Here is a 26,683-nt window from a genome sequence, read left to right on the forward strand (position 1 = left end):
CTGTTAACAGCTCAGTATTGGGGCGCAGGAAACAAGCAGGGCGTGCGAGAAAGTACGGCACTTACGTGGTTAGTCGCTAACCTATTTGCTGCAATGACGGTGGCACTATTTTTACTGTTTCCAAGTCAAATCATGGCACTAACCACGGATTCCGAGACCGTTAATGCGCTAGGTAGCCAATATTTGATTATTACCTCACTCAGTATGTTTGCTGTAGCTTGCGTCAGTAGTATGGCGGTAGGGCTGCGAGCGATGCATAAACCGGGGCTCAGCACGTTTTTTAGCGGTATTGGTATTGTTTCAAACGTGTTTTTAAACTGGGTGCTGATTTTCGGTAAATTGGGTTTTCCCGCGATGGGAATCGAAGGTGCGGCGATTGCTACCGTGCTCAGTGGTTTTATTGAAGTCGCGTGTTTATACGGTTACCTCTATGCCAAGAAACATCTGTTAGCGTTTGGAATTGACGATATCCGAGCCATCATTGAATGGCCTACCATTTCTCGTTTTTTGAAGCTTTCCTTGCCAACCACCTTTAATTTCCTTGCATGGGCAGGCGGTTTATTTGTCTACCATGCCATTATGGGGCAGAGTGGTGTGCAAGGCTTAGCGGCGCTATCGGTGATGACGCCAGTAGAATCGATTTCATTGAGTTTACTGATTGGGATGTCGAATGCGGCTGCGGTTTTAGTCGGTAACCAACTTGGCGCTAAGCAGTACGATGCTGTTTATTATCAAGCCTTAGGTTTAACTATCATCAGCCTTCTTGTAGGCGTGATCGTCGCTGCCGCCTTGTATGTGGTGCAGATCCCTATCCTGAACTCTTTCACCGCCTTGACGGATGAAACCCGTGCTTTATCTGAAGAGTTTATCGTGATACTGAGCCTTGGCATCATTTTACGTTCCATTCCAATGACGGTGATTGTTGGCGTGTTGCGAGCTGGCGGTGACGTAAAGTTTTGTCTTTATCAAGATTTAGTCGCGCAGTGGCTGATCGGTATTCCGTTAGCTGCATTTTGTGCGATTGTGCTTGGGGCTAAGCCTGAAGCCATCTATTTATTGTTTCTCGTTGAAGAGTTGATTAAATGGGGCGGTTCTCTTTATCGAATGAAAAGCAAGAAGTGGATGCGAAATTTGATTGAAAATTAGACACAACGCAGTTAGGTGGTGCAATTTGATGCACATAATGTGATCCGGTATCCAAAATGCTTTCTACTGCAGGAGAATTAGTGTAGATTCACAATCCAATTTTAGTCGATTGCGAGCGATTTGATGTTACAGCTGACCAACCTGTGTAAAGGCTATCTAGATGGCGATGAATTTCATCCCGTGCTACAGGGGGCAGAGTTAACATTAAACCGAGGCGACCAAATCGCATTGATGGGTGAAAGTGGTTCGGGTAAGAGTACATTACTCAACCTTATTGCCGGATTAGATATTGTCGATTCTGGCGAAATTTGGTTTCCAAGTTTTGCCATGCATGACACGTCAGAAAATAAGCGTACCGCTTATCGCCGAAATAACATTGGTCATATATTTCAGCAGTTTAATCTTCTTCCCACCCTCAATCTCGCGGATAATATTCGCTTTTGTCGTCAGTTGAAAGGAATGCCGGAAGACCAAGGTTTACTGCGTCAAATTCTTTCTTCGCTTGATTTAATGCCGTTGCTAGGCCGATACCCTGAAGAGGTCTCTGGTGGGCAGCAGCAGCGTGCTGCGATCGCGCGCTCCTTGTACATGGAGCCTAAGATTTTATTAGCAGATGAACCAACCGGTAGTCTTGATGAGCGTAATGCCGAGGCGGTGATGCGTTTATTGACGACCTTAACTCGCCAGTTGGATTGCACGTTATTATTGGTGACGCACAGTGAAAAAGTCGCGCAGCATATGGATGGTCGCGTACGTTTACAAGGAGGGTTGTTGCATGTTATGGCCCGTAGTTAAGGCGCTACTTGGTCATTATCGGCGTTATCCTTTACAAATCATCCTAGTATGGCTGGGTTTAACGCTTGGCGTTTCATTGTTGGTGGGAGTGACGGCCATCAACCAGCATGCTCGTCAAAGTTATGAACATGGCGAAAAGCTGTTTTCTAATCCATTACCTTATCGTATTCGTTCCAAGCATATTGCCAATAAAATCCCCCAAGGTTTCTATATTCAGTTGCGCCGTGATGGATTTTCTCAGTGCGCTCCTTTTGAAAACCATCGTTTGACGACAAAAAATGGCACGGATATTTCGCTGATTGGGCTTGATCCCGTCGCTATGTTGCCAACCAATAGCGGCCTTCCTCTATCGGAATTTTCGACATTATCATTGATGAATCCGCCGTATCCTATTTTGGTGAGTGTTGATCTCGCTCGTCTCCAAGGTTGGCAAACGGGTGATTTTATCGTGCTTGATGATGAATCAAAGTTAGGTCCTATTCAGATCGATCAACAAGATCTCATCAACGGCACACGCGTTATTGCGGATCTATCCTTGGTGCGTATGCTCAAGAAAAGTTCGGGCTTATCTGTTATTGCTTGTGGTGATATGCCGCCAGAGAAACTGAAAAGACTAAAAGATAATTTACCTAATGGTTTGACGCTAGTCCGTAGTTCTCGCACTGAGCTGGAATCACTCACGCGTGCTTTTCATCTCAATCTCAATGCAATGGGTATGTTGGCATTTTTGGTCGGGCTATTCATATTCTACCAAGCCATGTCTTTATCTTTAATCCAGCGCCAACCTTTGGTCGGGTTATTACGGCAAGCGGGCGTTTCTGGCTGGCAGCTTACCCAAGCATTGGTGATTGAGTTGTTTGGCATGGTCCTGCTTAGCTGGATATGCGGTAACGGATTGGGGTTATTATTGGCCAATCAACTTATTCCAGCGGTTTCAGCCAGTTTGGGTGACTTGTATGATGCTAATGTCGGTTTATCGATTAGCTGGAATTGGCAGTGGAGTAGTTACAGTTTAGCCATGGCGTTGATTGGTGCATTCGCGGCGTGCGCTTGGCCCCTCGTCCGGTTGCTAAAATCGCAGCCTATTCGTCTTTCTGCTCGTCTCTCTTTGCTTCGATTTGCTGGCACAGAATTTCGCCTGCAAGCCCTTGTTGCTTGCGCATTGACTGTCGCGGCGATTGCCGTGTATCAAGTTCCACAAACGCAACTTTCTGGTTTTGCAATTATTGCGTTGATGTTACTCAGTGTTGCGCTGTTTACGCCTTATCTTATTTGGACGCTGTTCAACAGTTTTTCCTACTCACTCGCTTGGGTAAAAGCGCGTTGGTTCTTTGCCGATGCAGCCGCCAGTATGAGCTATCGCGGTGTCGCAACTATGGCATTTATGATTGCTATGGCGGCGAATATTGGCATTGAAACCATGGTCGGTAGCTTTAGAGACACTACTGAAAAATGGTTAAACCAACGTTTAGCGGCCGATATTTATGTCTATCCTACCAATAGTTCAGCATCAAGAATGAGCAGTTGGTTGAAAGCGCAGCCTGAGGTCAATGATGTTTGGTGGCGTTGGGAAAAAGATTTCGCCACTGACAAAGGTGCATTGCAAGTGGTCAGCACGGGTATCTCGGATGGTGAGTTAGACTCGTTGACGGTTAAACTCGCTGTTCCTAACTATTGGTATGATTTACACCATTCAAAGAGTTTGATGATCAGTGAATCCATGGCGCTTAAATTAGGCATTAAGCCTGGTGATTTTATTGACCTTTCTGAGCCTTTGGGCCAAAAGTGGCAAGTCGTGGGGGTGTATTACGATTATGGTAACCCTTACCACCAGGTCTTATTATCACACCAAAATTGGTTATTTGCGTTTGCCAGTACGGGAAATGTGGCGCTAGGAGTGGTTTTGCACGAAGGTGTGAATGACCAAGGATTAAAGAAGCGACTAGAATCGGTATTTAGGTTGGGCCCTGAGCGGATTTTTGATAACAATCACATCCATACTCAAGCGATGCGGGTGTTTGACCGAACCTTTGCCATCGCCGATACACTCGGGCGTATTACTTTGTTGATTGCCGTGTGTGGTATTTTCTTTGCTACGTTAGCCGGAGAGGTTTCCCGCCAGCGACATGTTTCGCTACTGCGTTGTTTGGGTGTTTCTGGTAAAGAGCTGGTGGTGATTGGCAGCTTGCAATTATGTGTTTTTGGGGCGATAGCGCTCGTGATTGCAATGCCGTTAGGGCTTGCACTCGCTCGTCTTGTGGTGGACATCGTGATTAAACAATCCTTTGGTTGGACAATCCAACTGCAGTTGATCCCCGGGGAGTATTTGAAAACGGCAGCATGGGCGATGGTGACCTTGATGTGCGCAGGTGCAATCCCGGTTATTCGTTTGGTCAGAAGGCCACCGATCAGCTCATTTAGAGACGCGTTATAAATGATGAAACGATACCTCGTACTTTTGTGCTCTTTGTTGATTGCTGTATTGTTCTGCCTCTATTCGTGGCACCAGTATTGGCAGGCACAGCAAACGATTTCAGAATATGCCGTTTCTGAAACAGCTTCTAAGCAAATGGATACATCATCAATATCGAAGGAGCACCCATTCGAGTTCGTGCTTCCTAATCGCCCGGTACGACTTCCTCAAGATTTCAATTTTCATCAAGGTTTTGAACATGAGTGGTGGCATTACTTTGCGAATGTCAGTGATGAACATGGGCAGCAATATGGGATCCAGTGGAGCTATTTTCGTCTCGCTAACGAAGCTCGAGATGCTAATGGATGGCTTAGTCCTCAGCTTTATCTTGCTTATGTGGTGATCTCTTCAAAGAATGAAGTCTGGCGTGAACAGCGGATTGCGCGGGGCGGAATTGGTCAAGCCGGCTTAGAATTAAAGCCGTTTAAAATGTGGATTGATAATTGGAACTGGCGCGCACCGGGGACGACTCCATTTTCTGGAGTATTAGATGTAGCGACGGACACGTTTTCACTCTCATTAAAAAATAACCTTTCCGGGCCATTTGTATTACCTGGTCAGCAGGGATACCAAAAAAAGCATGATTCACTTTCTTTAGCCTCATATAGTCTCCAAGCACCGTTTTTGCAGGTCAAAGGTGTGCTCAACTTAGGTGTTAACTCTCAACCTATTCAAGTAACAGGTAATGCATGGCTGAGCAAGGAGTGGGGTAATAATCTACTGCCTAATGCTAAACAGGGATGGGATAAGTTGTTCGTTAAACTCGATAGCAAAACAACCTTATTGGTTAATCGCTATCGCTATTTTCAGCAAGAGCCCTATTTGTTTGGGGCAATTGTGAAAGATTCGGGCACCACGATCGCACTATCTGCTGATGAAATTGATTTAGTTCCTGTCGTTTCTGCAGCGTCGGAGAATGAGCGTGACATCCCGTTACAATGGGTGATAAACATCCCTAAATATAATATTCATCTGGTGACGAAAGCGGTGAATCGCGATCTGTGGTCACCCTTTCTGCTCCCTTATTGGGAAGGCCCCATTATCACCGATGGTAGTCATAAGGTGACGGGTTTCATGCAACTAACGAGCAACTAAGTTCAAATATTTGCGGAATCTAAAGGTCAAGTTGTTCTTGGCCTTTTGTGTTTTTGTGAACCTTTTTTATTTTGTTGTAAAATTGTTATGCATGAAAACTAATCAACAATGGGAAAATAGTGAAAACCAAGGAATATACGTTGTATTGTTATGCTTGACTCGGAAATTCCGATTCTTAATATCTGAACAAGCGATTTTTACTTCTATCAGCTACTGTATAAACTCTGTCATATTCATTTGTTAATGGTTTATTAACATGCATAACTATAAGGACGATATCATGAGTGATGTGATTCGCGACTTTTTCAAGATGGAATCAGCAGGTGGTATTTTGCTGGTTATTGCTGCTGCAATTGCAATGATGATTGCTAACTCACCGCTAAATGATGTTTACCAATCTTTTTTACATTCCTACGTGTTTGGAATGTCAGTGTCGCATTGGATCAATGATGGCTTAATGGCCGTATTCTTTTTGTTGATTGGTTTAGAAGTCAAACGTGAATTGTTGGAAGGTGCTCTTAAATCCAAAGAAACGGCTATTTTCCCAGCCATTGCTGCCGTCGGCGGCATGCTTGCTCCAGCATTAATTTACGTGCTGTTTACGGCTGGTGATGCACAAGCGATTCAAGGTTGGGCGATCCCAGCGGCCACTGATATTGCGTTTGCGCTAGGTATTATGGCGCTATTGGGTAAACGTGTTCCGATCAGCTTAAAAGTGTTCTTGCTGGCGCTTGCGATTATTGATGACTTAGGGGTTGTGGTCATTATTGCGCTATTTTATAGCGGTGATCTTTCTACCATTGCGTTAACCGTCGGTTTCTTAATGACTGGTGTGCTTTTTATACTAAACAACAAGCATGTTACCAAAATCAGCCTTTACTTAATTGTCGGTGCGATTTTATGGTTTGCCGTACTTAAATCTGGTGTTCATGCAACCTTGGCTGGTGTAGTGATTGGTTTTGCTATTCCGCTGAAAGGTGATAAAGGCGAATATTCTCCGCTAAAGCATCTTGAGCATGCGCTACACCCATATGTCGCTTTTGGCATTCTGCCATTGTTCGCATTTGCCAATGCCGGGATTTCACTGGAAGGGATCTCCGTATCTAGCCTCACGTCAATGTTGCCTTTGGGCGTGGCTCTTGGCCTATTTATTGGTAAGCCATTGGGTATTTTTACCTTCAGTTGGGCTGCGGTGAAACTCGGTGTTGCTAAATTGCCTGAGGGGATCAATTTCAAGCATATTTTTGCCGTGTCAGTGCTATGTGGTATTGGCTTTACAATGTCGATTTTTATCTCGTCATTGGCTTTTGGACCGACCAATGCTGAATTTGATACGTTTGCAAGGCTCGGTATATTAATGGGCTCAACCACTGCCGCGATTGCAGGCTATATATTGCTTCGTTTATCTTTGCCAAAAAACGCATAAGAATATAATCAGCCCTCCGTAATACGAGGGCTGATTCATTTTATAAACTAACCATTTGATTTATCAATATTCTTAATCAATAGAAAATTTAAGTTTTTATCGATTTATTGAAAATTATTGCCAGCGTAATTATTTTTTGATATTTTTCGCACCAATCTCGGACAGTAGCTTCTGGGGGACACGCGTAATGACCATTCAGGCTGATTGTGACATTACGTAGGGTAGGTATCAGCAAGTCCTTTTGTTGATAGACGGGATACTCTTGCAGCGGGAGCTGCATGTGAATGGGAAACCCAACATTGAACTCATCATCACTTAACACACTGACGTTAATCAGCTTTGTACTTCCTCTATGCCCTGTGCTTGAAGACAGTTCTATCACCGAACCTTGATTCTCTGATTTAGTAATCTTTCATCGAAGACGATGAACCAATTTCCGTTTTTGCCTTTTGGCTAATACGGAGCTTATTGCTATGTCATATTTCCTTATATTCAAACCAAACCAAGGAAATAGGCGGAAATTTTCACATTCAAGGGGAAGGGAAATGAGCACAGCCTTTGAAGTCGATAACACTATCGCAAACATTTTTTCATCTCAGGTACCTGTTGTTGAAGGTATTTATGATCTCACACCGGACCAAATTCTACTCGATCAAATTGAGCATGAATCTGAAGTTCGTTCATACCCACGCCGTCTACCGATTGCCATCAAGCAAGCTTATGGTGCGTTAGTAGAAGATACGCGCGGACAAATTTTCCTCGACTGCTTAGCGGGTGCGGGAACGTTGGCGCTTGGGTATAACCATCCAGAGATCAACCAAGCACTGAAAGAGCAGTTAGATTCAGGTCTGCCATATCAGACATTGGATATGACAACGCACGCTAAAGACAAATTCATCAAGCAAGTAAAAGCATTTTTGCCTGAAGAGTTTGCAAAAAATTCCGCGATTCAATTTTGTGGACCTTCTGGTGCGGATGCCGTTGAAGCGGCTATCAAGCTGGTGAAGCAGACAACGGGTCGTAACACCATGTTTGCGTTTCGCGGTGCTTACCACGGCATGACCAACGGAACGATGGGCATGATGGGCAACCTGAATACTAAAGCTCGTCGCACAGGATTAATGTCGGATGTGCATTTTATGCCATTCCCATACAACTTGCGCTGCCCGTTTGGTTTAGGGGGCGATGAAGGTGCCAAAGCGAGCATTCGCTACATCGAACGTCTGCTGAACGATGACGAAGCAGGCATCATGAAACCGGCGGCCATTATTGTTGAACCTGTTCAAGGTGAAGGTGGCGTTATTCCCGCTCCAGCATTCTGGCTGCGTGAGCTACGCCGTATTTGCGATGAACACGGTATTTTATTAGTTTTCGATGAAATTCAATGTGGCGTGGGTAAATCGGGTTACCGCTTTGCATTTGAAGAGTCTGGCATTTGTCCTGATATTCTTTGCTTATCTAAAGCTATTGGTGGTGGTCTACCAATGTCTATTCTTGTGTTCAAGAAAGAGATCGATACTTGGAAACCGGGTGAGCACACAGGCACGTTCCGTGGTAACCAATTGGCCATGGTTTCTGGTGCGAAAGCGTTAGAAATTATTTTACGTGATAACCTCGTTGAACACGCTAATGTCGCGGGTCAGTACCTACGCCAAGGTCTTGAAGCCATTCAACGCCGAGTGAATTGTATTGCTGAAGTTCGTGGCAAAGGTTTGATGCTCGGCCTTGAAATTCGTAAACCAAACGGTGAAATGAACAAATTTGGCGAGCCAATGGCCGATGGCCAATTAACACTCGCTATCCAACGCGCGGCACTTGAGCGTGGGTTGATGGTTGAAAAAGGTGGCCGTGAAGGATCCGTTATTCGTTTCTTACCACCGATTATCATCTCATTCGAGCAGATCGATTTTGCCCTGCGCACTCTTGAAACGGCGATTTTAGCTGCAGGTGGCGGCGAGAAAGATCCAGAGCCAGAAAATCAAGCGTGGAAGAAGCATTTTATCCAAACCGGTGAAATGGGCAGCAATGAATTTGCCGATGTGATGAACCATGCCACTTCTGCGATGAAAGCTGTTTTTGAACAAGCCAAAGCGCCTTATTCAGGTTTGGATCCAAAGCAGCTTGAAGAAGCGATTTACGCAGTAGATTTGGATAACAAAAATGCGCCATTGAAGGATGTGATCTCTGAAATGGCAGATCTGGTAGCCAAAAATTCCATTATCGTTCAACACCCAGATTGTATTGCTCACCTGCACACGCCACCCTTGATGCCATCAGTAGTGGCTGAAGCGATGATTGGCGCATTAAACCAGTCTATGGACTCATGGGATCAATCGTCTTCTGCTACCTATGTTGAGCAGAAAGTGATTGATTGGATGTGTGAAAAATACGAACTCGGCGCTCAGGCGGATGGTATTTTCACCAGTGGTGGCACGCAAAGTAACCAAATGGGTTTAATGTTAGCTCGTGACTGGATTGCCGATAAATTAAGTGGTCACTCTATTCAAAAGCTGGGCTTACCTGAGTATGCCGATAAGCTGCGTATTGTGTGCTCGAAAAAATCGCATTTCACCGTGCAAAAATCGGCCTCTTGGATGGGGTTGGGCGAGAAAGCCATTTTGGCGGTTGATGCGAATCCAAACGGCACAATGGATGTCACCAAACTGGAAGCGGTTGTTGCACAAGCGAAAGCGGAAGGTCTTATTCCTTTTGCTATTGTTGGAACAGCAGGCACAACGGATCACGGTGCGATTGATGATCTGTCGACGATCGCGGATGTAGCACAGCAACATGATCTATGGATGCATGTGGATGGAGCATACGGCGGCGCATTGGTTCTAAGTAGCCATAAAGCACGTTTGCAAGGCGTTGAGCGTGCGCACTCGGTCAGCGTCGACTTCCATAAATTGTTCTTCCAAACGATCAGTTGTGGCGCGGTGTTGCTCAAAGATAAAAGTCACTTCAAGTATCTACTGCATCATGCGGATTACCTTAACCGTGAACATGATGAACTGCCAAACTTGGTGGATAAATCTATTTCTACAACCAAGCGTTTTGATGCATTGAAAGTGTTTATGACAATGCAAAACGTAGGCCCTAAGGCTTTGGGTGAAATGTACGATCATCTGCTAGAACAAACACTGCAAGTGGCAGATTTAGTTCAGCATCACGATGCTTTTGAACTCTTGGCTGAGCCTGCTCTCTCCACCGTGTTATTCCGTTCCGTGGATAAACAAGCGGTAGATTTTGACGAGTTGAACAAAGCGTTGCGTTTAGAAGCATTGACACGTGGTGTCGCGGTGTTGGGCGAGACGATTGTGGATGGCAAAACAGCGCTTAAATTCACCATTTTAAACCCATGCTTACAACTGTCAGATTTCAAAGCATTACTTAATAAGATTGAAGTACTAGCCTCTGAGCTAGCCAAGGCATAAAGGAATACAAACAACCATGTCTATTTTACAAATTGGCGCGGGAGGCGTTGGCTGGGTTGTCGCACATAAGGCGGCCCAAAACAACGACATACTCGGTGATATTGTTCTTGCTTCTCGTACTCTTGAAAAGTGCGAGAAGATCATTGAATCGATCAAAGGAAAAAATAACCTTAAAGATCCAACTAAAAAACTTGAGGCACGCACCGTCAAGGCAGATGACGTAGCCTCGTTAGTTGCATTAATTAAAGAAGTCCAGCCTGATCTTGTGATCAACGCTGGCCCTCCTTGGGTAAACGTGCCAATCATGGAAGCATGTTATCAAGCCAAGGTTTCCTATCTAGATACATCGGTTGCTGTTGACCTTTGCTCTGAAGGTCAACAAGTGCCTGAAGCGTATGATCCTCAATGGGCATTTCGTGAAAAATTTAAGCAAGCAGGCATTACCGCTATTCTCGGTGCTGGTTTTGATCCGGGCGTGGTTAGCGTGTTTGCCGCGTATGCGGTGAAGCACCTCTTTGACGAAATCGACAGTATTGATGTGATGGACATTAATGCAGGCGATCACGGCAAAAAATTTGCGACTAACTTTGATCCAGAAACCAATATGTTAGAGATTCAAGGTGACTCTTTCTATTGGGAAGAAGGGCAATGGCAGCGTGTTCCTTGCCATTCACGAATGCTAGAATTTGATTTTCCTCAGTGCGGCCAGCACAAGGTGTACTCCATGTCGCACGATGAAGTACGTTCGATGAAAGAGTTTATTCCGGCCAAACGAATTGAATTTTGGATGGGTTTTGGCGATCGTTATCTCAACTATTTCAATTGCATGCGTGATATTGGTTTATTGAGCCCAAACCCATTGACGCTGCAAGATGGTACTGTGGTTCAACCACTTCAAGTGCTTAAAGCGATGTTGCCAGACCCAACCTCTTTGGCCCCTGGTTACAAAGGCCTGACTTGCATTGGTACTTGGGTGCAAGGTTGGAAGGACGGTAAACAGCGCAGTGTCTTTATCTACAATAATGCAGACCATGAAGTGGCATACCATGATGTAGAGCACCAAGCTATCGCTTATACCACGGGCGTTCCTGCCATTACTGCGGCATTGCAGTATTTCCAAGGGCATTGGGCACAAGCGGGTGTGTTTAACTTAGAACAGCTTGACCCTGATCTGTTTTTAGAAACGATGCCGAAATTAGGTTTGGATTGGCATGTTCAAGAGCTCGATATCGGGCAACCAGAGATTAAAATTCTAAAATAAGAGTTTTCGATAGTTAAGCCGATGCAGATGTGTCGGCTTTCTTCAATTTGAGAGTGATAAATAGATGCAAAAAAGCGAACTCCAAACGCCCTATTTTATGATTGATGAATCACAGTTGATCGCGAACCTAGAAATCGCGAAGCAGCTCAAAGAGATGTCGGGCGTCAAACTCGTCTTGGCTTTAAAATGCTTCTCTACTTGGGGAGTATTTGACATCATCAAACCTTACTTAGATGGCACCACCAGCAGTGGCCCATTTGAAGTAAAATTAGGTTACGAAACGTTTGGTGGTGAAACACATGCCTATAGCGTTGGCTACAGTGAAGCTGATGTTAAAGAAGTGGCCGATATTTGCGACAAAATGATTTTTAATTCGCAATCCCAGTTGGCCGCTTACCGTCATTTAGTTGAAGGCAAGGCGTCATTGGGTTTACGTTTAAACCCCGGCGTGAGTTACGCTGGGCAAGATCTTGCCAATCCCGCACGTCAGTTTTCTCGTTTAGGTGTTCAAACAGACCATATTGATAACTCAGTGTTCGATACTATCAATGGCGTGATGTTCCATATGAACTGTGAGAACAAAGATGCTGATGCGTTCATTGCGTTATTAGATTCGATCTCTGAGCGTTTTGGCCAATATCTGGATAAGTTAGATTGGGTCAGCCTAGGCGGTGGTGTGTTCTTCACTTGGCCTGGTTATCCGCTAGAAAAATTAGCATTAGCGCTTAAGGCCTTTTCAGAAAAGCATCAGGTTCAGCTTTATCTTGAACCGGGTGAGGCGATCATCACGAAAACGGCTGATTTAGTGGTGACTGTCGTCGATATCGTTGAAAATGGCATGAAAACAGCGATTGTTGATTCGGCAACTGAAGCGCATCGTTTAGACACACTGATTTACAAAGAGCCTGCGGCTATTTTAGAAGCGAGTGCGGACGGTGAACATGAGTATGTCATTGGTTCGTGTTCTTGCTTAGCGGGTGATCAATTTTGTGTGGCTTCATTTGAACAGCCATTATCGATTGGCCAGCGGTTGCATATCATGGACAGCGCGGGCTATACCATGGTGAAATTGAATTGGTTTAATGGCCTTAAAATGCCTTCCGTGTATTGTCAACGCAGTACAGGAGAGCTTCAGAAACTGAATGAATTTGGCTATGAAGACTTTAAACGTTCATTATCTCAATGGTCGGTAAACTGATGACAATAGGCCTCACCATACAGTGGGTGAGGCCTATTTTTGTAAAATCACACCTTAGAGTTTAAAGCTTTTCATTCTTTCGTCTAATTGGCGTGAAAGAGCGGCCAAGGTTTCACTCTCTTCTGCCAAATAGTTTGCCGATTGTGACATCTCCAATGCTGAATCGTTAATACCACTGACGTTACGGTTCATTTCTTCGGCCACTGCACTTTGCTCTTCTGCCGCAGTGGCGATTTGAATTGCTTTGTCACTCACATGCTGAATATGACTGACGATCAAGGAAAGATCACTGCCTGCATTTTCTGCCCGCTCCACACTGTTATAAGCGAGATCTTGGCTTTTTTGCATCGCGTTTGATGTACTAACGGCCAGTTGCTGTAAGCGGTTAATGGTGGTTTGGATTTGGTCAGTGGAATGATGGGTACGGCTAGCTAAATTTCTGACCTCGTCGGCGACCACTGCGAATCCTCTACCTTGTTCTCCAGCACGTGCGGCTTCAATCGCTGCATTTAGTGCAAGTAAATTGGTTTGTTCAGAAATGCCGCTGATCACTGTGGTAACTTCACTGATTTGCATCACGCCTTCTTTGAGTTTGTGCACTTGCTCAGTAGCCACTTCCAGCTCTTTTGAGAGCGCTTTAATGCTGTCCACACTGGAATGTACGTCTTTATCGCCTAAGCCGGCTTCTTTGCTGGCATCCAATGTGTCTCTTGCTGTCTCTTCTGCATGGCCTGCAACATCGGCAACTGTCGCACTCATTTCATTCATCGCGGTTGCGAGCTGACTTAATTGGTCACGTTGACTGGTCACCGCTTGGCTAGTTTCTTCCGCAGAAGAAGCGATGCGAATGGCGGCCTCTGCAAGCAGGTTTGCTGAGGTGACCGACTCGATTAATGCTAAACGCACTGCACTTACGCTGTCATTGATACGACATGCCACAATGCCAATCTCATCTTCTCCCATTACAGGGACTTGTGCGGTTAAATCGCCGCTTGCCACTTTTTTCATGACTTCTTTAATTGACTCTAACGGCATAATGATGGCTCGGCTGATGACCACCCCAAGCGTTGCCATCACAAACACAACTGCCAATGTCGCTCCTCCCATCTTGAGGATCTGTTTGTTGATTGCCTCTTCAATGTCATTGATGAGCATGCCTGAGCCGATAATCCAATGCCACGGCGCAAACCCGTGTACTGCCGATAATTTCTCTGCGGGTGTTCCACTGTTAGTCTGCCAAGGATATGTCAACGTGCCTTGTTGACCATTTTTGCCAAGTTCAACCATAGTGAACCAAAACTCGCCTTGCGTATCTTTTCCTGAGCTTCCCATCTGTTTGCCAACCAAATCAGTGCGAATCGGATGGGCAATGGTGTAACGAGACTCATCGATAGCAAAAAGATAGTTGTTGCTGTCAAAACGTGTGTTGTTGATGAGTATCTTCGCCTGTGATTTAGCTTCGTCTTCGGGAAGTGTTTTCTGAAGGTGTGAGATTTGTGAGAGGAGAGTATCGATAACTGCGTTCAACCTCGCTTCACGCTCTACGACTAAGTTACTTCTCAGCGCGCTAGTTGCAATGAACAGTAAGCTCAATAAGCCAACAATTGCAACCGCGATAATAGCGGTCAGCTTGTAGCTGACCTTAATATTTTCAAGCTTCAACATGACGTTACCACCATTAAAACAACCCAACCTTATTGCTGGGCATATTGGTTTACCTGTTGTACTTGAGGTTACCGTGATGTTGGTTACGTTTGATTGCCAGAGTCACAAGGTTTGTTAATACTCATTAGTAGTCATCCGTTTATCCATCTGACGGCGTCTTCAAGTTATTCGGCATCTAGGATTTGCAGGCTTAGATTAATTATGGTTACCCGCTCTCTAATATTGGAATATGGTCGTCATTTCGCGAATGCAATTAGTTGATTTTGTTAACTGAATCACAACTTTAATCTTACTTAATAGATAGTGAGGTCGATAAAAAAGGAAGCATCAGCTTCCTTTTTTCGGGGGCGTAAACGAGATTACACTTCTAATATCACGCGCGTATCTTCACTGAGCGCTTCAAGCTCATCGGCTACGTCTTCAATTTGTATCGCAGCTGGGAGCTTGATGGCTAGGTTGGCGGTAAATAAACTTGAGCTGACACCACCGCCACCTGCAATAAAAACGCGTTGGCAATCCATATCTAAAATATTGATACCTTGATTATCAAGAAGGTGGGTGATTTCGTTGACGATGCCTGCACGGTCGTTTGCATCAATCCGCAGTTGGTAAATCGTTTCTTTTTCGTGTTGATGTACGTCAGAATCAACAATCTGCACCAGAAGATCGGGTTGTTCTCTAAATGCTTGTTGAACGATAACGGCATTTGAGGTCGGTAACTCTATTTTAATGACGGCAGCTACTTGGTTTTCAATAAAGTTCACTTTACTTATTAACCATTTTCCACCATTTTCATGAGTGATCGCGGCAAGATGCTTAATTGTGGCTGGTGTTGCACTGCCGACGAAATTGACGATAAAAGTACTGTTCATAATAGGCCTCCCATAGCAAGCTAACGAAAGATAAATCGTTGATCTTGAATTCCTTTCACTTCAGTGTAGAGGCCTATCTTAGATAAGACTTGATGAGAGTCAATTTTTTACATTTACGCAGTCTCTTGCTTGTCAGTATTCATACTTGGGCCACAAAAATAGCCTTGGCTTTAGGTATTGGCCTTGTGTTTAGCCCTGTTTTTTAGAAACTGATTTTGAGGTTAAGGCCATAAAATTGCGAATCATAGCTAGCGCCTGAGTCCAAAGCAAACTTTGCAGCATCTTGGTTGCCAAACCAAGGTGTGCCATTAAATTCTACTTCGGCATCGCCTCCCCAAGCATTTGATACCCAGCCATGGATATGTCCAACAGGGTTGAGGAAGAAAAGTGTGACATCACCCAGAGTCGATGAACCCAACACTTCACCACCTGTGGTAACAATATCTTGTTCCGCTTCAAACATCAGCTCACCGACAACCGCACCAAAAAAGGGCGTAATAAATAAGTCTTGCCATGACGGTATCTCGGCAAACGATTCTACGCCATATTCCCAAAAGAAAGTCGACATAACACCGGAGTAAAGAAAAGATTCAAACTCATTAAATCCAGCATGTCTTGCGGCTGTGTAGTAAACGCCGCCAAAGTAGGGGTGCATAATGTAGTTGAGATAATGCTCATCTCTATCCCAAGTGGGGCCGGATGATACGTTATCTTTCCATTTGCTGCCTATGCCGCTTATGCTGCGATCCTCTTCATCCCATTTGGTAATGGATGCAGGCAAAAATGTCATTAAACCAACGGTTGCTACGCTTAATCCTAAGATGGTATAGGTTTGGCCTTTGAGATAGTCCCAGTCTTTTGTATCTTGCACGGTAAGATATTTAGGCAGCGTGGGCTCTTCAAGGTTTAGCGGTTGCGACTCTGCTAAGCTTGCTAAAAATGGAGAGTTCGATTGGTAAATATTCGGATCGTCATTAAAACAAGAAATTTGATTGCAGTCGACCGTATAGGAAAACTCAATGTGTTGGTTGAAATCGTATGCAGTGGCACTAGCACAAGCCGAAAACGATAACATCAATGGTATGATGCTTTTCTTTGACACGGAGGGCTCCAAAGTTTTGTTTTTAATGATCAGAATCACAATTATCTATTAAAGCGGCGGTGATGAAAACAGCAAATTATGTAAATAAGGAAACTTATGAGAAAAATAGCATTCAAAGCGTTATATATTGCACTTTATTCTCTGCCGTATTGATTGATAGCACACCTGTAAGCGTACACAAAAGGACACCATGATATGTTGAAAATAGCAATGTTAAGCACGGGTGAGGAAGTGCTCCATGGCGATATTGTCGATACCAATGCTGCTTGGTTATCCAGTGAGTTCTTCCAGCAGGGTTTTTCGTTAGTAAAACGATCAACGGTAGGCGATAGCCAGCAAGCCTTGGTTGAAGAGTTACTGATGCTCAGTTTCAATAATGATGTATTGATCGTGAATGGTGGGCTCGGCCCAACGTCTGATGATTTAAGTGCGGCGGCGGCGGCTCAAGCGGCGGACCAAAAGTTGGTGTTGTCTGTGCTGTGGAAGCAAAAACTGGACGAATTTTTTGCGCAGCGTGGTGTTGTGATGCCAGAAAGTAACCTCAAACAAGCGATGTTACCTGAGTTCTCTGACATCATTGATAACCCAATAGGGACGGCTTGCGGCTTTAAAGTTCAGATTAATGATTGTGTTTGTTATTTCACCCCCGGAGTACCCAAAGAGTTTAAGCTGATGGTCTCTGAACAGATTTTACCTGACTTGCTAGCGACATACCCACAACAAACGGGATTAGAGTGCAGCCGTTTATTCACTCTGGGTTCATCGGAATCGGCCATTTCAGATAAGTTGGATAAATTAGTCTTACCGGAAGGGTATATGCTGGGATATCGTTCTTATCTGCCTTTTATTGAGGTGAAATTGTTTGGTCCGAAAAGTGATTTAGAACGCCGAGTAAAACTACTACAGATCATCTACCAGCATTTGGAACAACATGTTGTGAGTGTCGATGAACCTATGCTCACGCATATCGGTCATTTAATGCAAGACAAAGGATTATCGATCTCTATTGCAGAACAAGCGACCAAAGGTTGGCTCGCCAGTTGGTTGTTAAGTAACGAGCAGGTGGAAGCGTTGAGTGGTCACTGCTGGATTTTGAGCCGCAACGTTGAATCGGGCTTAGGCGATCAAGATCCACTCGCGGCGTCATTAGCGCTTGCTGGCGCGACGAAGGAAAAGTGTTCTACTTCGTTATCGCTCGTGACTGGTGTATTAAATGATGATCAATTTAGCCTAGCTTTATCGGCTCCGCAGGGAGAGTGGGGACAGATCCTCAAATTCAAGCGTCGTTACAGCGCCGATGAGCAGAGGGAGTTAATGGGGACCATCGCGGCTGATATGTTACGCCGCTATTTATCGAATAAGCCTATTTTTGCTCAGTATGGGGCACTAATCTCCGTCAAAGAGATGTTTTTACCTGCGAGCGCCATTGGCTAATTAACTCAATGTGTTAGCGTATTTTTAAGCCTAAGCTGTTGATAATTAAGTGCTTTGTATTTAAATTGTATCGGGTGGTAACTGCATGATTTTTTAGCTTATTCCGTAGGTTCGGTGAGGTGCTTAGCTTATGATTATTTCGTCTAAAGACTAAGCTCATGATTTCACGCATCAGATAAAATTGTTTCAAAATTGGGTCTTTTTTGCACACCTTTTCTCTGTACACTGTCAGTCCGCTCGATGAAATTCAGCAGGAGGCTGACATGTTTAACCAATCGAAAATTTTAGTTTGGTATAAAGTTGCAAGTCAAAAAGTGATCTTAGGTGAGGCATTGAGTAATGAAATGAGTGATGTTGTTTCTTTATGGCTCAACGCTCCATCAGACTTAGATACGCCTAGCTATCAAGGATATAGACTTTCATTGTTTGATGGGGATGGCAGAGAAATCGCTAACAAATCCGTATCAATGGGTACAGCTGATGGCATTCTTCTAGGAATGTATAAAGCCAGAGCATAGCTCTGGCTTTACCTTTTTAACGCACCAATGTGTGATGCCTTAACAGTGCACTATTGGCAGATCGAGATTAGGCTCGCCTTGCTTTGGGTCGATAATTAACACCAGCAAGTTCCACATGGCTTTTGGCTTTACAAATACAGGGCAATATTTCGTTGCGCTCTGTGTAAGCCATCGCAAAACCAACGTATTCCACTTCGCCTTTAACGAGCGTGCAGCGACAGGCACCACAGTGACCATCGCGACAGTTGTACTCTGGCTCTAGCCCCGCACTCTCCATACTTTCCAATAAAGTATTGGAAGAGTTTGATTCTATGGTTGTAACTTTGTTGATTTTAATGGTCGCCATTACAGCTCAAAGTCCTCGAAGTCATTGGCACGAACTTCATTGTCAATTTGGCCTACAAGGTAGGAGCTGATTTCTGCTTCTTGAGGTGCAACTTGTACGTTGTCTGAAGACAACCACGCATTAATCCAAGGAATTGGGTTTGATGTTGCGCCGGGGTAGGCGATATCTAAACCAACCGCTTGCATACGAACGTTGGTGATGTATTCAACGTATTGGCACAGAATGTCTTTGTTTAAACCAATCATCGAACCATCTTTAAACAGATATTCAGCCCACTCTTTTTCTTGTTCAGCAGCCGCTTTGAACAAATCAAAACACTCTTGCTTGCACTCTTCAGCGATTTGTAAGAAAGCGAAATCGTCTTGTCCATTACGCAGCAAGTTGATCATATGCTGTGTACCAGTCAGGTGCAAAGCTTCATCACGTGCAATCAACTTGATGATTTTGGCGTTACCTTCCATCAATTCGCGCTCTGCAAAGGCAAATGAGCAGGCGAAGCTGACATAGAAACGAATCGCTTCCAACGCATTGACTGACATCAAGCAAAGATAAAGTTTGCGTTTCAGGTCACCCAAGCTAATTTTGACGCTCTCACCATTAATTTGATGCGTTCCTTCACCAAAACGGTGGTAGTCATTAGACAGTTGGATCAGATCATCGTAATAGTGCGCAATGTCTTTTGCGCGTTTCAATATGTGTTCATTTTCGACGATGTCATCAAACACAATGCCAGGATCATTCACAATATTACGAATAATATGAGTGTATGAACGTGAGTGGATTGTTTCTGAAAATGACCAGGTTTCAATCCATGTTTCCACTTCAGGAAGCGAAACCAGCGGTAGAAGTGCCACGTTAGGGCTGCGACCTTGGATTGAATCCAGTAACGTTTGATATTTCAAGTTCGAGATGAAAATGTGTTTTTCATGATCTGGAAGCTTGTTGTAATCAATGCGATCACTCGATACGTCGACTTCTTCTGGACGCCAGAAGAACGAGAGCTGTTTTTCTATCAGTTTTTCAAAAATTTCAAACTTTTGCTGGTCGTAACGAGCCACGTTAACCGATTGGCCAAGAAACATCGGTTCTTTGAGTTGATCATTCTTTTTTTGAGAAAAAGTACTGTAAGCCATAAATGCCTCAATCCCTTTTAAGCTCCCCTGCGTGGGGAGCATTATTGAATACGTTGAGTGAAATAGAGTTAGATCTTACAACCGCCGCCCGCACAATCATCATCTTGTGCCTGTACTGCGTCTTTTTGATCATCCTTCGCGCCATCACGAGTGTTGTGATAGTACAAGGTTTTCACACCAAATTTATATGCCGTCAGCAGATCTTGCAGCAACTGTTTCATTGGCACTTTGCCACTTTCATACGCGCTGGGGTCGTAGTTGGTATTAGCGGAAATCGCTTGGTCAACAAATTTCTGCATGATGCCGACTAGGTGCAGATAGCCGTTGTTAGAACCAATATTCCACAATAACTCATAGTTCTCTTTCAAATTAATGAAATCCGGCACGACTTGTTTCAAGATGCCATCTTTTGAGGCTTTTACTGAAACATAACCGCGAGGAGGCTCAATACCGTTGGTGGCATTGGAAATTTGCGAAGAGGTTTCTGAAGGCATTAACGCTGTTAACGTTGAGTTACGTAAGCCAAATTCCATGATCTCTGCGCGCAGCGCATCCCAATCATAATGCAAAGGTTCTGCGCAAATTTGGTCGACATCTTTTTTATAGGTGTCGATAGGCAGCAAGCCTTTGGCATAATTTGTTTCATGGAATAGAGGGCATCGGCCTTGTTCTTTGGCTAACGCGACTGAAGCCTTCAACAGGTAATATTGCATCGCTTCAAAAGTGCGGTGTGTCAAACCATTTGCACTACCGTCCGAATATTTCACGCCATTTTTCGCCAGATAGTAAGCGTAGTTAATCACGCCCACACCCAATGTACGGCGATTCATGGTTGACTTATAAGCGGCAGGCAGTGGGTAATCTTGATAATCCAACAGTGCATCTAGCGCACGAACCACAAGATCAGACAACTCTTCGAAATCATCCAGAGATTGAATTGAACCTAAGTTGAATGCCGAAAGCGTACATAGCGCAATCTCACCTTCATTATCTTCAACATTAGACAGCGGTTTCGTCGGCAGTGCGATCTCCAAACAGAGATTGGATTGGCGAACAGGCGCTACAGACGCATCAAACGGGCTGTGCGTATTGCAGTGGTCAACGTTCTGGATGTAGATACGGCCAGTGGAGGCACGTTCTTGCATCAATAGGGAGAACAGTTCTACCGCTTTCACCGTCTCTTTTTTAATCGAAGTGTCATTCTCATATTGAACATACAAACGTTCGAATTCGTCTTGGTTTTCGAAGAATGCGTCATACAATCCAGGCACATCAGAAGGGGAGAATAGGGTGATATTACCGCCTTGAACTAAGCGAGAATACATCAACTTATTGAGCTGAACACCATAGTCCATATGACGAACACGGTTCTCTTCAACGCCGCGGTTATTTTTCAATACCAGTAGCGACTGCACTTCACCGTGCCACAAAGGGTAGAAGACAGTGGCTGCGCCACCACGAACACCACCTTGAGAACAGCACTTCACTGCGGTTTGGAAATATTTATAAAAAGGAATACAACCCGTGTGGAATGCTTCACCACCGCGAATTTCCGAGCCTAATGCACGAATGCGGCCCGCGTTAATACCAATCCCCGCACGCTGTGATACATAACGTACGATAGAGCTTGCTGTGGCATTGATTGAATCTAAGCTGTCACCACATTCAATCAACACACATGAGCTAAATTGACGGGTAGGCGTGCGCACGCCCGACATGATTGGCGTTGGCAGCGAGATTTTGAACATTGATGTTGCGTCGTAAAAACGCTTAATGTAATCGAGACGGTTTTCTTTTGGATATTTCGCGAATAAGCAAGCGGCGACCAAAATGTAGAGGAACTGGGCACTCTCATAAATTTGTTTCGTCACACGGTTTTGCACGAAGTACTTACCTTCAAGCTGTTTTACCGCGGCGTAAGAAAAATTAAGGTCACGTGCGTGATCGATATAAGTGTCGAGTTCTTCAAATTCTGCGCGAGTATAATCTTCGATAAGGTGCTTATCGTATTTGCCCATTTCAACCAAACGAGAGACATGGTTGTACAAAGTGGGTGGCTCGTATTGTCCGTAGGCTTTTTTACGCAAATGGAACACCGAAAGACGAGCCGCTAGATATTGGTAATCTGGCGTCTCTTCTGAAATCAAATCGGCAGCGGATTTGATGATAGTCTCATGGATGTCAGAGGTGGTAATACCATCGTAAAACTGAATGTGAGCTTTCAGTTCTACTTGTGATACAGAGACATTGTGCAGGTCTTCCGCAGCCCACGCGATTACACGGTGGATTTTCTCAAGATCAATTGTTTCTTTGCGTCCATCACGCTTGGTGACAGTAAGTTTTTGGTTCATTCTGCTTCATTTCCCTAACAAAACTGATTAAGGCCGTATTTTTGTAGAATTGTTGTAAATTTCATCGCGGCTTTGTGATCTGAATTTATCTATATATTGTAGTGCAAACACAACATATAGGGGTTCTTTGCTTTGCGAGTTACAAGATAGTGCTATCTGAAGCTCATTTCAAGTTACAGATCTGGGACAGCTTGTGGATAACTAGCAAAAATAAAAAAAACAGTTAGTACCCACTTACTGATGATCAAAGAGCCGATTTGATTGTAGAAAATTACCGTTTTGAGTTTGGTTTAGATGTAACCACAATCAAAAAAAAACTTCTTGATCTTTGAGGAAAAAAGGGAGCGATTTTCGATGTGGTTAAAATGGAATCTAGAGCACAAAAAACAGCCTAGAAACCGAGAAAAAATGTGCTATTCGGCTTAATTTTTAACGTGAGCAATACGCTATCGATAATGGCATATTAGATGACCACTGACTTTAAAAAAGCTGAGTATGAACGATGTAATTGACATCAACATTGCGCCCTAAACGGTAAGTATCGGTTAACGGGTTATAAAGTAGGCCTGTTATTCCTTGCTCTTGCAGGTTTGTTTTATCAATCATCTTAATCAGTTCCGATGGGCGGATGAATTTTTCATGATCATGTGTGCCTTCTGGAACAATGCGTAGCAACTTTTCTGCGCCCACGATGGCAAACAGGTAAGACTTAAAATTACGATTGAGCGTAGAAAAGAAAACATGACCGCCGGGTTTGACCAGCGCAGAGCAGGCTTGAACAACGGACAATGGGTCTGGAACATGCTCAAGCATTTCCATGCAGGTGACAACATCATATGTGTGTGGGTTGTCAGCGGCGTGGTCTTCAATCGTACTTTGAATATAAGTGAGCTTTGTTCCGGTTTCTAAAGCATGTAAACGAGCGACTTCAAGCGGTTCTTTGCCCATGTCTAAGCCAGTCACTTGTGCACCTTCTCGCGCCATGCTTTCGGCTAAAATTCCGCCACCACATCCAACATCGAGCACCTTCTTGCCAAATAAGCCGTTGGCATTGACTAACACATAGTTCAATCTTAACGGGTTAATTTGATGCAGTGGCTTAAATTCACCATCCAGATCCCACCAGCGTGACGCCATCTCTTCAAACTTTTTAATTTCATTAAGATCAACGTTTTGTGCTTTAGTCATGTTAGATTCGCTCTTGCTGTCAAAATAGGCATCTTTAGTTGTGTGGGGTATTATAACCAGTTGATTATCACAGGCTACAGGTTATCTTTATTTCATTAATTTTTGGCTAAAATTTGGCCATTAATCAGCCGGGTATGGAATGAATGTGCAATTTCTCGGCACTTGATACACAACAAAGGTCACAACCTGATAAAAGGAAAGGGAAAGGGATGCCGAAGTAGTGAATTATGTGTTATATTTTTCGGCCTTGTACGTATCGAATATACGATCAAAAGATAGAGGGATAATGGCTCTATGAGCGATCTAGCTAGAGAGATCACGCCCGTAAACATTGAAGATGAGCTAAGAGGTTCATACCTAGACTACGCGATGTCCGTTATCGTGGGTCGTGCTCTTCCAGATGTGCGTGATGGCCTAAAACCAGTACACCGTCGCGTTCTATTCGCGATGAATGTGCTTGGTAACGATTGGAATAAACCATATAAAAAATCTGCCCGTGTTGTGGGCGATGTGATTGGTAAATATCACCCGCATGGTGATAGTGCTGTATACGATACGATTGTTCGTATGGCGCAGCCGTTCTCATTGCGTTACATGTTGGTCGATGGCCAAGGTAACTTTGGCTCGATCGATGGTGACTCTGCGGCAGCAATGCGTTACACCGAAGTACGCATGTCAAAAATTGCCCACGAACTGCTTGCCGATCTCGACAAAGATACGGTCGATTATGTACCGAACTATGACGGTACAGAACAGATCCCTGCGGTTCTTCCTACGAAAATTCCTAACCTACTGGTGAATGGCTCATCCGGTATTGCAGTAGGTATGGCAACCAACATTCCACCCCATAACCTAACGGAAGTGGTCGAGGGTTGCTTGGCCTATATAAATAATGAAGACATCACCATTGATGAGTTGATGGACTACATTCCGGGCCCAGATTTCCCAACAGCAGCATTAATCAGTGGCCGCAAAGGAATTATCGACGCTTATAAAACAGGGCGCGGTAAAGTCTACATGCGCTCTAAAGCGGATATCGAAGTCGAGAAGAATGGTAAAGAGACCATTATCGTCAGAGAAATCCCTTATCAAGTGAATAAAGCACGCTTGATTGAAAAAATTGCTGAGTTGGTTAAAGAGAAAAAAGTCGAAGGCATCAGTGCACTACGTGATGAGTCTGATAAAGACGGCATGCGTATTGTTATCGAATGTAAACGTGATGCGGTTGGCGAAGTGGTACTGAACAACCTTTACGCTCAAACACAGTTACAAACAACATTCGGCATCAACATGGTTGCGCTGGATAATGGTCAACCTAAGCTATTCAACTTGAAAGAAATGTTGAAATGCTTTGTTGATCACCGCCGTGAAGTGGTGACGCGTCGTACTATTTTTGAACTGCGTAAAGCTCGTGATCGTGCCCACATTTTAGAAGCACTGGCTCTCGCGTTAGCCAACATTGATGAAATCATCGAATTGATTCGCCGCGCAGCAACGCCAGCAGAAGCAAAAGAAGGCTTGATTGCTCGTGGTTGGGATCTTGGCAACGTAGCGTCAATGCTTGAACGTGCTGGAACCGATGCCGCTCGTCCTGAATGGCTTGAACCAGAATACGGTATCCGTGATGGCAAATATTTCTTAACTGAGCAACAAGCCCAAGCAATTCTTGAACTTCGTCTGCACAGATTGACAGGTTTAGAGCACGAAAAAATTCTTGATGAGTACAAAGCTCTTCTGGAAGAAATCGCTGAACTGATGCATATCCTTGCTAGCACTGAACGTTTGATGGAAGTGATCCGCGAAGAGCTTGAAACTGTTCGTGATGCTTTTGGTGACGCACGACGCACTGAAATTACCGCGGCAACTCACGATATCGACATGGAAGAGCTGATTGCTCGTGAAGATGTGGTAGTTACACTTTCTCATGCAGGTTATGTGAAATACCAGATCCTCAGCGATTACGAAGCACAACGCCGTGGTGGTAAAGGTAAGAGCGCGACGAAGATGAAAGAAGAAGACTACATTGAGCGTCTTCTTGTGGCGAATACTCATGACCATATTCTTTGCTTCTCGACTCGTGGTAAGACATACCGTTTGAAAGTCTATCAATTACCGCTAGCGAGCCGTACAGCGCGTGGTAAACCTATCGTTAACATTCTTCCTCTGGAAGAAGGGGAACGTATTACTGCGATTTTACCAGTCACTGAGTTTAGTGATGATAAGTTTATCTTTATGGCGACCGGTGACGGTACAGTGAAGAAAACATCACTTTCAAGCTTTGCCAACGTGCGTTCTAACGGTTTGATCGCGGTTAACTTGCGTGAAGATGATTCTTTGATTGGTGTGGACATTACCGATGGCAACAGTGAAATTATGCTGTTTTCTAAATTTGGTAAGGTGGTTCGCTTTAAAGAATCAGAAGAAACGCCAGTATTGGATGAAAATGGTCAGCCTGTTCTTGATGAACATGGCCAGCCAGAAATTAAGTTCAAAGGTGTTCGCGCCATGGGACGCACAGCGTCCGGTGTTCGTGGTATGAAGCTAGCAGAAGGCGACCAAGTGGTATCGCTGATTGTTCCTTCAAATGACGGCGACATCTTAACAGTGACACAAAACGGCTATGGTAAACGTACAACCTTAGGGGAATACCCAACTAAAGGTCGTGCAACTCAAGGCGTTGTTTCAATCAAGGTGTCTGAGCGTAATGGTCAAGTTGTCGGCGCAGTGCAAACTGAAGAAGGCGATGAGTTCATGATGATCACCGATGCCGGTACGCTCGTTCGTACTCGCGTCGCGGAAGTGAGCCAAGTGGGACGCAATACTCAAGGTGTGACCTTGATTCGCACCGCTGAAGATGAAAACGTCGTAGGTTTACAACGTATTGAAGAAATTGAAGATGTTGAGTTACCAGAAGGTGAGGAATTGCCAGAAGGTGAAGCGAGCGTTGCAATTTTAGAAGTACAAAGTGACGCCGAAGAGGCTGACTCTGAACCGAGCAGCGATTCTGAAGACGAGTAATCGTTTCACATATCCACCTTTATTCTAAGGTGATAAAGAATAAAAGCCGGAGCATTGATTGCTTCGGCTTTTTACTTCTAGCGAGCAGCCCATCCAACAAGTGAAGGATTCCCATTCAGCGTTGAAATCGTGGTGGTCTTTTTGAAAAGATCATCTGTGCCACAAATACGGCTGACTCCACATCTCTCATTCAACCTAAAATTGCCTATACTTAGCTATTGAGTTAAC

General features: G+C 44.4%; 18 protein-coding genes. 11 read left to right on the forward strand and 7 right to left on the reverse strand.

Annotated features, from left to right (window positions below; genetic code table 11):
• From AACQ21_RS10885 to nspC, 8 genes are all read left to right on the forward strand, one after another.
• Nucleotides 1-1,146 (forward strand): MATE family efflux transporter (locus tag AACQ21_RS10885; RefSeq protein ID WP_105977100.1); only part of this gene is annotated, 1,146 nt, incomplete at its 5' end.
• Between the two features lie 123 nt (nt 1,147-1,269).
• Complete coding sequence (locus AACQ21_RS10890; protein ID WP_013857013.1) at nt 1,270-1,941, forward strand: ABC transporter ATP-binding protein; 672 nt, start codon at nt 1,270-1,272, stop codon at nt 1,939-1,941.
• Entirely contained in the window at nt 1,922-4,375 is a 2,454-nt protein-coding gene (locus tag AACQ21_RS10895) for an FtsX-like permease family protein (protein WP_013857012.1), read from the forward strand. The genes AACQ21_RS10890 and AACQ21_RS10895 overlap by 20 nt, the downstream gene beginning before the upstream one ends.
• On the forward strand, nt 4,376-5,509 hold the full coding sequence (locus AACQ21_RS10900) for a lipocalin-like domain-containing protein (RefSeq protein WP_105977101.1): 1,134 nt from the start codon (nt 4,376-4,378) through the stop codon (nt 5,507-5,509). It begins immediately after the preceding gene.
• 280 nt (nt 5,510-5,789) lie between these two features.
• On the forward strand, nt 5,790-6,935 hold the full coding sequence (nhaA, locus tag AACQ21_RS10905; RefSeq protein WP_176429686.1) for a Na+/H+ antiporter NhaA: 1,146 nt from the start codon (nt 5,790-5,792) through the stop codon (nt 6,933-6,935).
• 545 nt (nt 6,936-7,480) lie between these two features.
• Nucleotides 7,481-10,369, forward strand: coding sequence for a pyridoxal phosphate-dependent class III aminotransferase (locus tag AACQ21_RS10910; protein ID WP_105977102.1), 2,889 nt, complete (start codon nt 7,481-7,483; stop codon nt 10,367-10,369).
• A 16-nt stretch (nt 10,370-10,385) separates the two neighbouring features.
• Complete coding sequence (locus tag AACQ21_RS10915; protein ID WP_017044304.1) at nt 10,386-11,630, forward strand: carboxynorspermidine synthase; 1,245 nt, start codon at nt 10,386-10,388, stop codon at nt 11,628-11,630.
• Between the two features lie 64 nt (nt 11,631-11,694).
• Entirely contained in the window at nt 11,695-12,828 is a 1,134-nt protein-coding gene (nspC, locus tag AACQ21_RS10920; protein WP_017047688.1) for a carboxynorspermidine decarboxylase, read from the forward strand.
• Nucleotides 12,829-12,882: 54 nt separating this feature from the next.
• Here the strand turns inward: nspC and AACQ21_RS10925 are convergent, their stop codons facing one another.
• The 3 genes from AACQ21_RS10925 to AACQ21_RS10935 all read right to left on the reverse strand — a co-directional run bounded on the left by AACQ21_RS10925 (nt 12,883) and on the right by AACQ21_RS10935 (nt 16,506).
• On the reverse strand, nt 12,883-14,493 hold the full coding sequence (locus AACQ21_RS10925; protein WP_105977103.1) for a methyl-accepting chemotaxis protein: 1,611 nt from the start codon (nt 14,491-14,493) through the stop codon (nt 12,883-12,885).
• A gap of 359 nt (nt 14,494-14,852) precedes the next feature.
• Nucleotides 14,853-15,365, reverse strand: a complete 513-nt coding sequence (locus tag AACQ21_RS10930; RefSeq protein WP_013857004.1) for a glycine cleavage system protein R — start codon at nt 15,363-15,365, stop codon at nt 14,853-14,855.
• Nucleotides 15,366-15,567: 202 nt separating this feature from the next.
• Complete coding sequence (locus AACQ21_RS10935) at nt 15,568-16,506, reverse strand: DUF3943 domain-containing protein (protein WP_258174223.1); 939 nt, start codon at nt 16,504-16,506, stop codon at nt 15,568-15,570.
• Nucleotides 16,507-16,662: 156 nt separating this feature from the next.
• On the opposite strand from AACQ21_RS10935, the gene AACQ21_RS10940 reads away from it, so the two are divergent.
• Nucleotides 16,663-17,901 carry a CinA family nicotinamide mononucleotide deamidase-related protein gene (locus tag AACQ21_RS10940; protein ID WP_105977105.1) on the forward strand — a complete coding sequence of 413 codons (1,239 nt, stop codon included), beginning with the start codon at nt 16,663-16,665 and terminating at the stop codon, nt 17,899-17,901.
• Nucleotides 17,902-18,164: 263 nt separating this feature from the next.
• Complete coding sequence (locus AACQ21_RS10945; RefSeq protein ID WP_013857001.1) at nt 18,165-18,419, forward strand: hypothetical protein; 255 nt, start codon at nt 18,165-18,167, stop codon at nt 18,417-18,419.
• Between the two features lie 67 nt (nt 18,420-18,486).
• On the opposite strand, the gene yfaE is transcribed toward AACQ21_RS10945, so the two are convergent.
• The 4 genes from yfaE to ubiG all read right to left on the reverse strand — a co-directional run bounded on the left by yfaE (nt 18,487) and on the right by ubiG (nt 23,437).
• Nucleotides 18,487-18,765: a class I ribonucleotide reductase maintenance protein YfaE gene (gene yfaE / locus AACQ21_RS10950; protein ID WP_013857000.1), complete on the reverse strand. Its 279-nt coding sequence runs from the start codon at nt 18,763-18,765 to the stop codon at nt 18,487-18,489.
• Nucleotides 18,765-19,898 (reverse strand): class Ia ribonucleoside-diphosphate reductase subunit beta, encoded by a 1,134-nt coding sequence (nrdB, locus tag AACQ21_RS10955; protein ID WP_010318364.1) that lies wholly within the window; start codon nt 19,896-19,898, stop codon nt 18,765-18,767. Before nrdB ends, yfaE begins: the two co-directional genes overlap by 1 nt.
• Nucleotides 19,899-19,966: 68 nt before the next feature.
• Complete coding sequence (gene nrdA, locus AACQ21_RS10960) at nt 19,967-22,249, reverse strand: class 1a ribonucleoside-diphosphate reductase subunit alpha (protein WP_017046168.1); 2,283 nt, start codon at nt 22,247-22,249, stop codon at nt 19,967-19,969.
• 480 nt (nt 22,250-22,729) lie between these two features.
• Nucleotides 22,730-23,437, reverse strand: a complete 708-nt coding sequence (gene ubiG / locus AACQ21_RS10965) for a bifunctional 2-polyprenyl-6-hydroxyphenol methylase/3-demethylubiquinol 3-O-methyltransferase UbiG (RefSeq protein WP_017044298.1) — start codon at nt 23,435-23,437, stop codon at nt 22,730-22,732.
• A 294-nt stretch (nt 23,438-23,731) separates the two neighbouring features.
• Between ubiG and gyrA the strand changes: the two genes are divergently transcribed.
• The gene (gene gyrA, locus AACQ21_RS10970; RefSeq protein ID WP_105977106.1) at nt 23,732-26,455 is read left to right on the forward strand and encodes a DNA topoisomerase (ATP-hydrolyzing) subunit A; all 2,724 of its coding nucleotides are present in this window, start codon (nt 23,732-23,734) and stop codon (nt 26,453-26,455) included.
• The last annotated feature ends 228 nt before the right edge of the window (nt 26,456-26,683 follow it).

It is taken from the genome of Vibrio sp. V01_P9A10T6, from assembly GCF_963877065.1.
In the GTDB taxonomy this organism is placed as follows: domain Bacteria; phylum Pseudomonadota; class Gammaproteobacteria; order Enterobacterales; family Vibrionaceae; genus Vibrio; species Vibrio anguillarum.

Coding starts and splice junctions, on each gene's coding strand:
- AACQ21_RS10890 (WP_013857013.1), top strand. CDS start 1,270: ATGTTACAGCTGACCAACCTGTGTAAAGGCTATCTAGATGGCGATGAA.
- AACQ21_RS10895 (WP_013857012.1), top strand. CDS start 1,922: ATGTTATGGCCCGTAGTTAAGGCGCTACTTGGTCATTATCGGCGTTAT.
- AACQ21_RS10900 (WP_105977101.1), top strand. CDS start 4,376: ATGATGAAACGATACCTCGTACTTTTGTGCTCTTTGTTGATTGCTGTA.
- nhaA (WP_176429686.1), top strand. CDS start 5,790: ATGAGTGATGTGATTCGCGACTTTTTCAAGATGGAATCAGCAGGTGGT.
- AACQ21_RS10910 (WP_105977102.1), top strand. CDS start 7,481: ATGAGCACAGCCTTTGAAGTCGATAACACTATCGCAAACATTTTTTCA.
- AACQ21_RS10915 (WP_017044304.1), top strand. CDS start 10,386: ATGTCTATTTTACAAATTGGCGCGGGAGGCGTTGGCTGGGTTGTCGCA.
- nspC (WP_017047688.1), top strand. CDS start 11,695: ATGCAAAAAAGCGAACTCCAAACGCCCTATTTTATGATTGATGAATCA.
- AACQ21_RS10925 (WP_105977103.1), bottom strand. CDS start 14,493: ATGTTGAAGCTTGAAAATATTAAGGTCAGCTACAAGCTGACCGCTATT.
- AACQ21_RS10930 (WP_013857004.1), bottom strand. CDS start 15,365: ATGAACAGTACTTTTATCGTCAATTTCGTCGGCAGTGCAACACCAGCC.
- AACQ21_RS10940 (WP_105977105.1), top strand. CDS start 16,663: ATGTTGAAAATAGCAATGTTAAGCACGGGTGAGGAAGTGCTCCATGGC.
- AACQ21_RS10945 (WP_013857001.1), top strand. CDS start 18,165: ATGTTTAACCAATCGAAAATTTTAGTTTGGTATAAAGTTGCAAGTCAA.
- yfaE (WP_013857000.1), bottom strand. CDS start 18,765: ATGGCGACCATTAAAATCAACAAAGTTACAACCATAGAATCAAACTCT.
- nrdB (WP_010318364.1), bottom strand. CDS start 19,898: ATGGCTTACAGTACTTTTTCTCAAAAAAAGAATGATCAACTCAAAGAA.
- nrdA (WP_017046168.1), bottom strand. CDS start 22,249: ATGAACCAAAAACTTACTGTCACCAAGCGTGATGGACGCAAAGAAACA.
- ubiG (WP_017044298.1), bottom strand. CDS start 23,437: ATGACTAAAGCACAAAACGTTGATCTTAATGAAATTAAAAAGTTTGAA.
- gyrA (WP_105977106.1), top strand. CDS start 23,732: ATGAGCGATCTAGCTAGAGAGATCACGCCCGTAAACATTGAAGATGAG.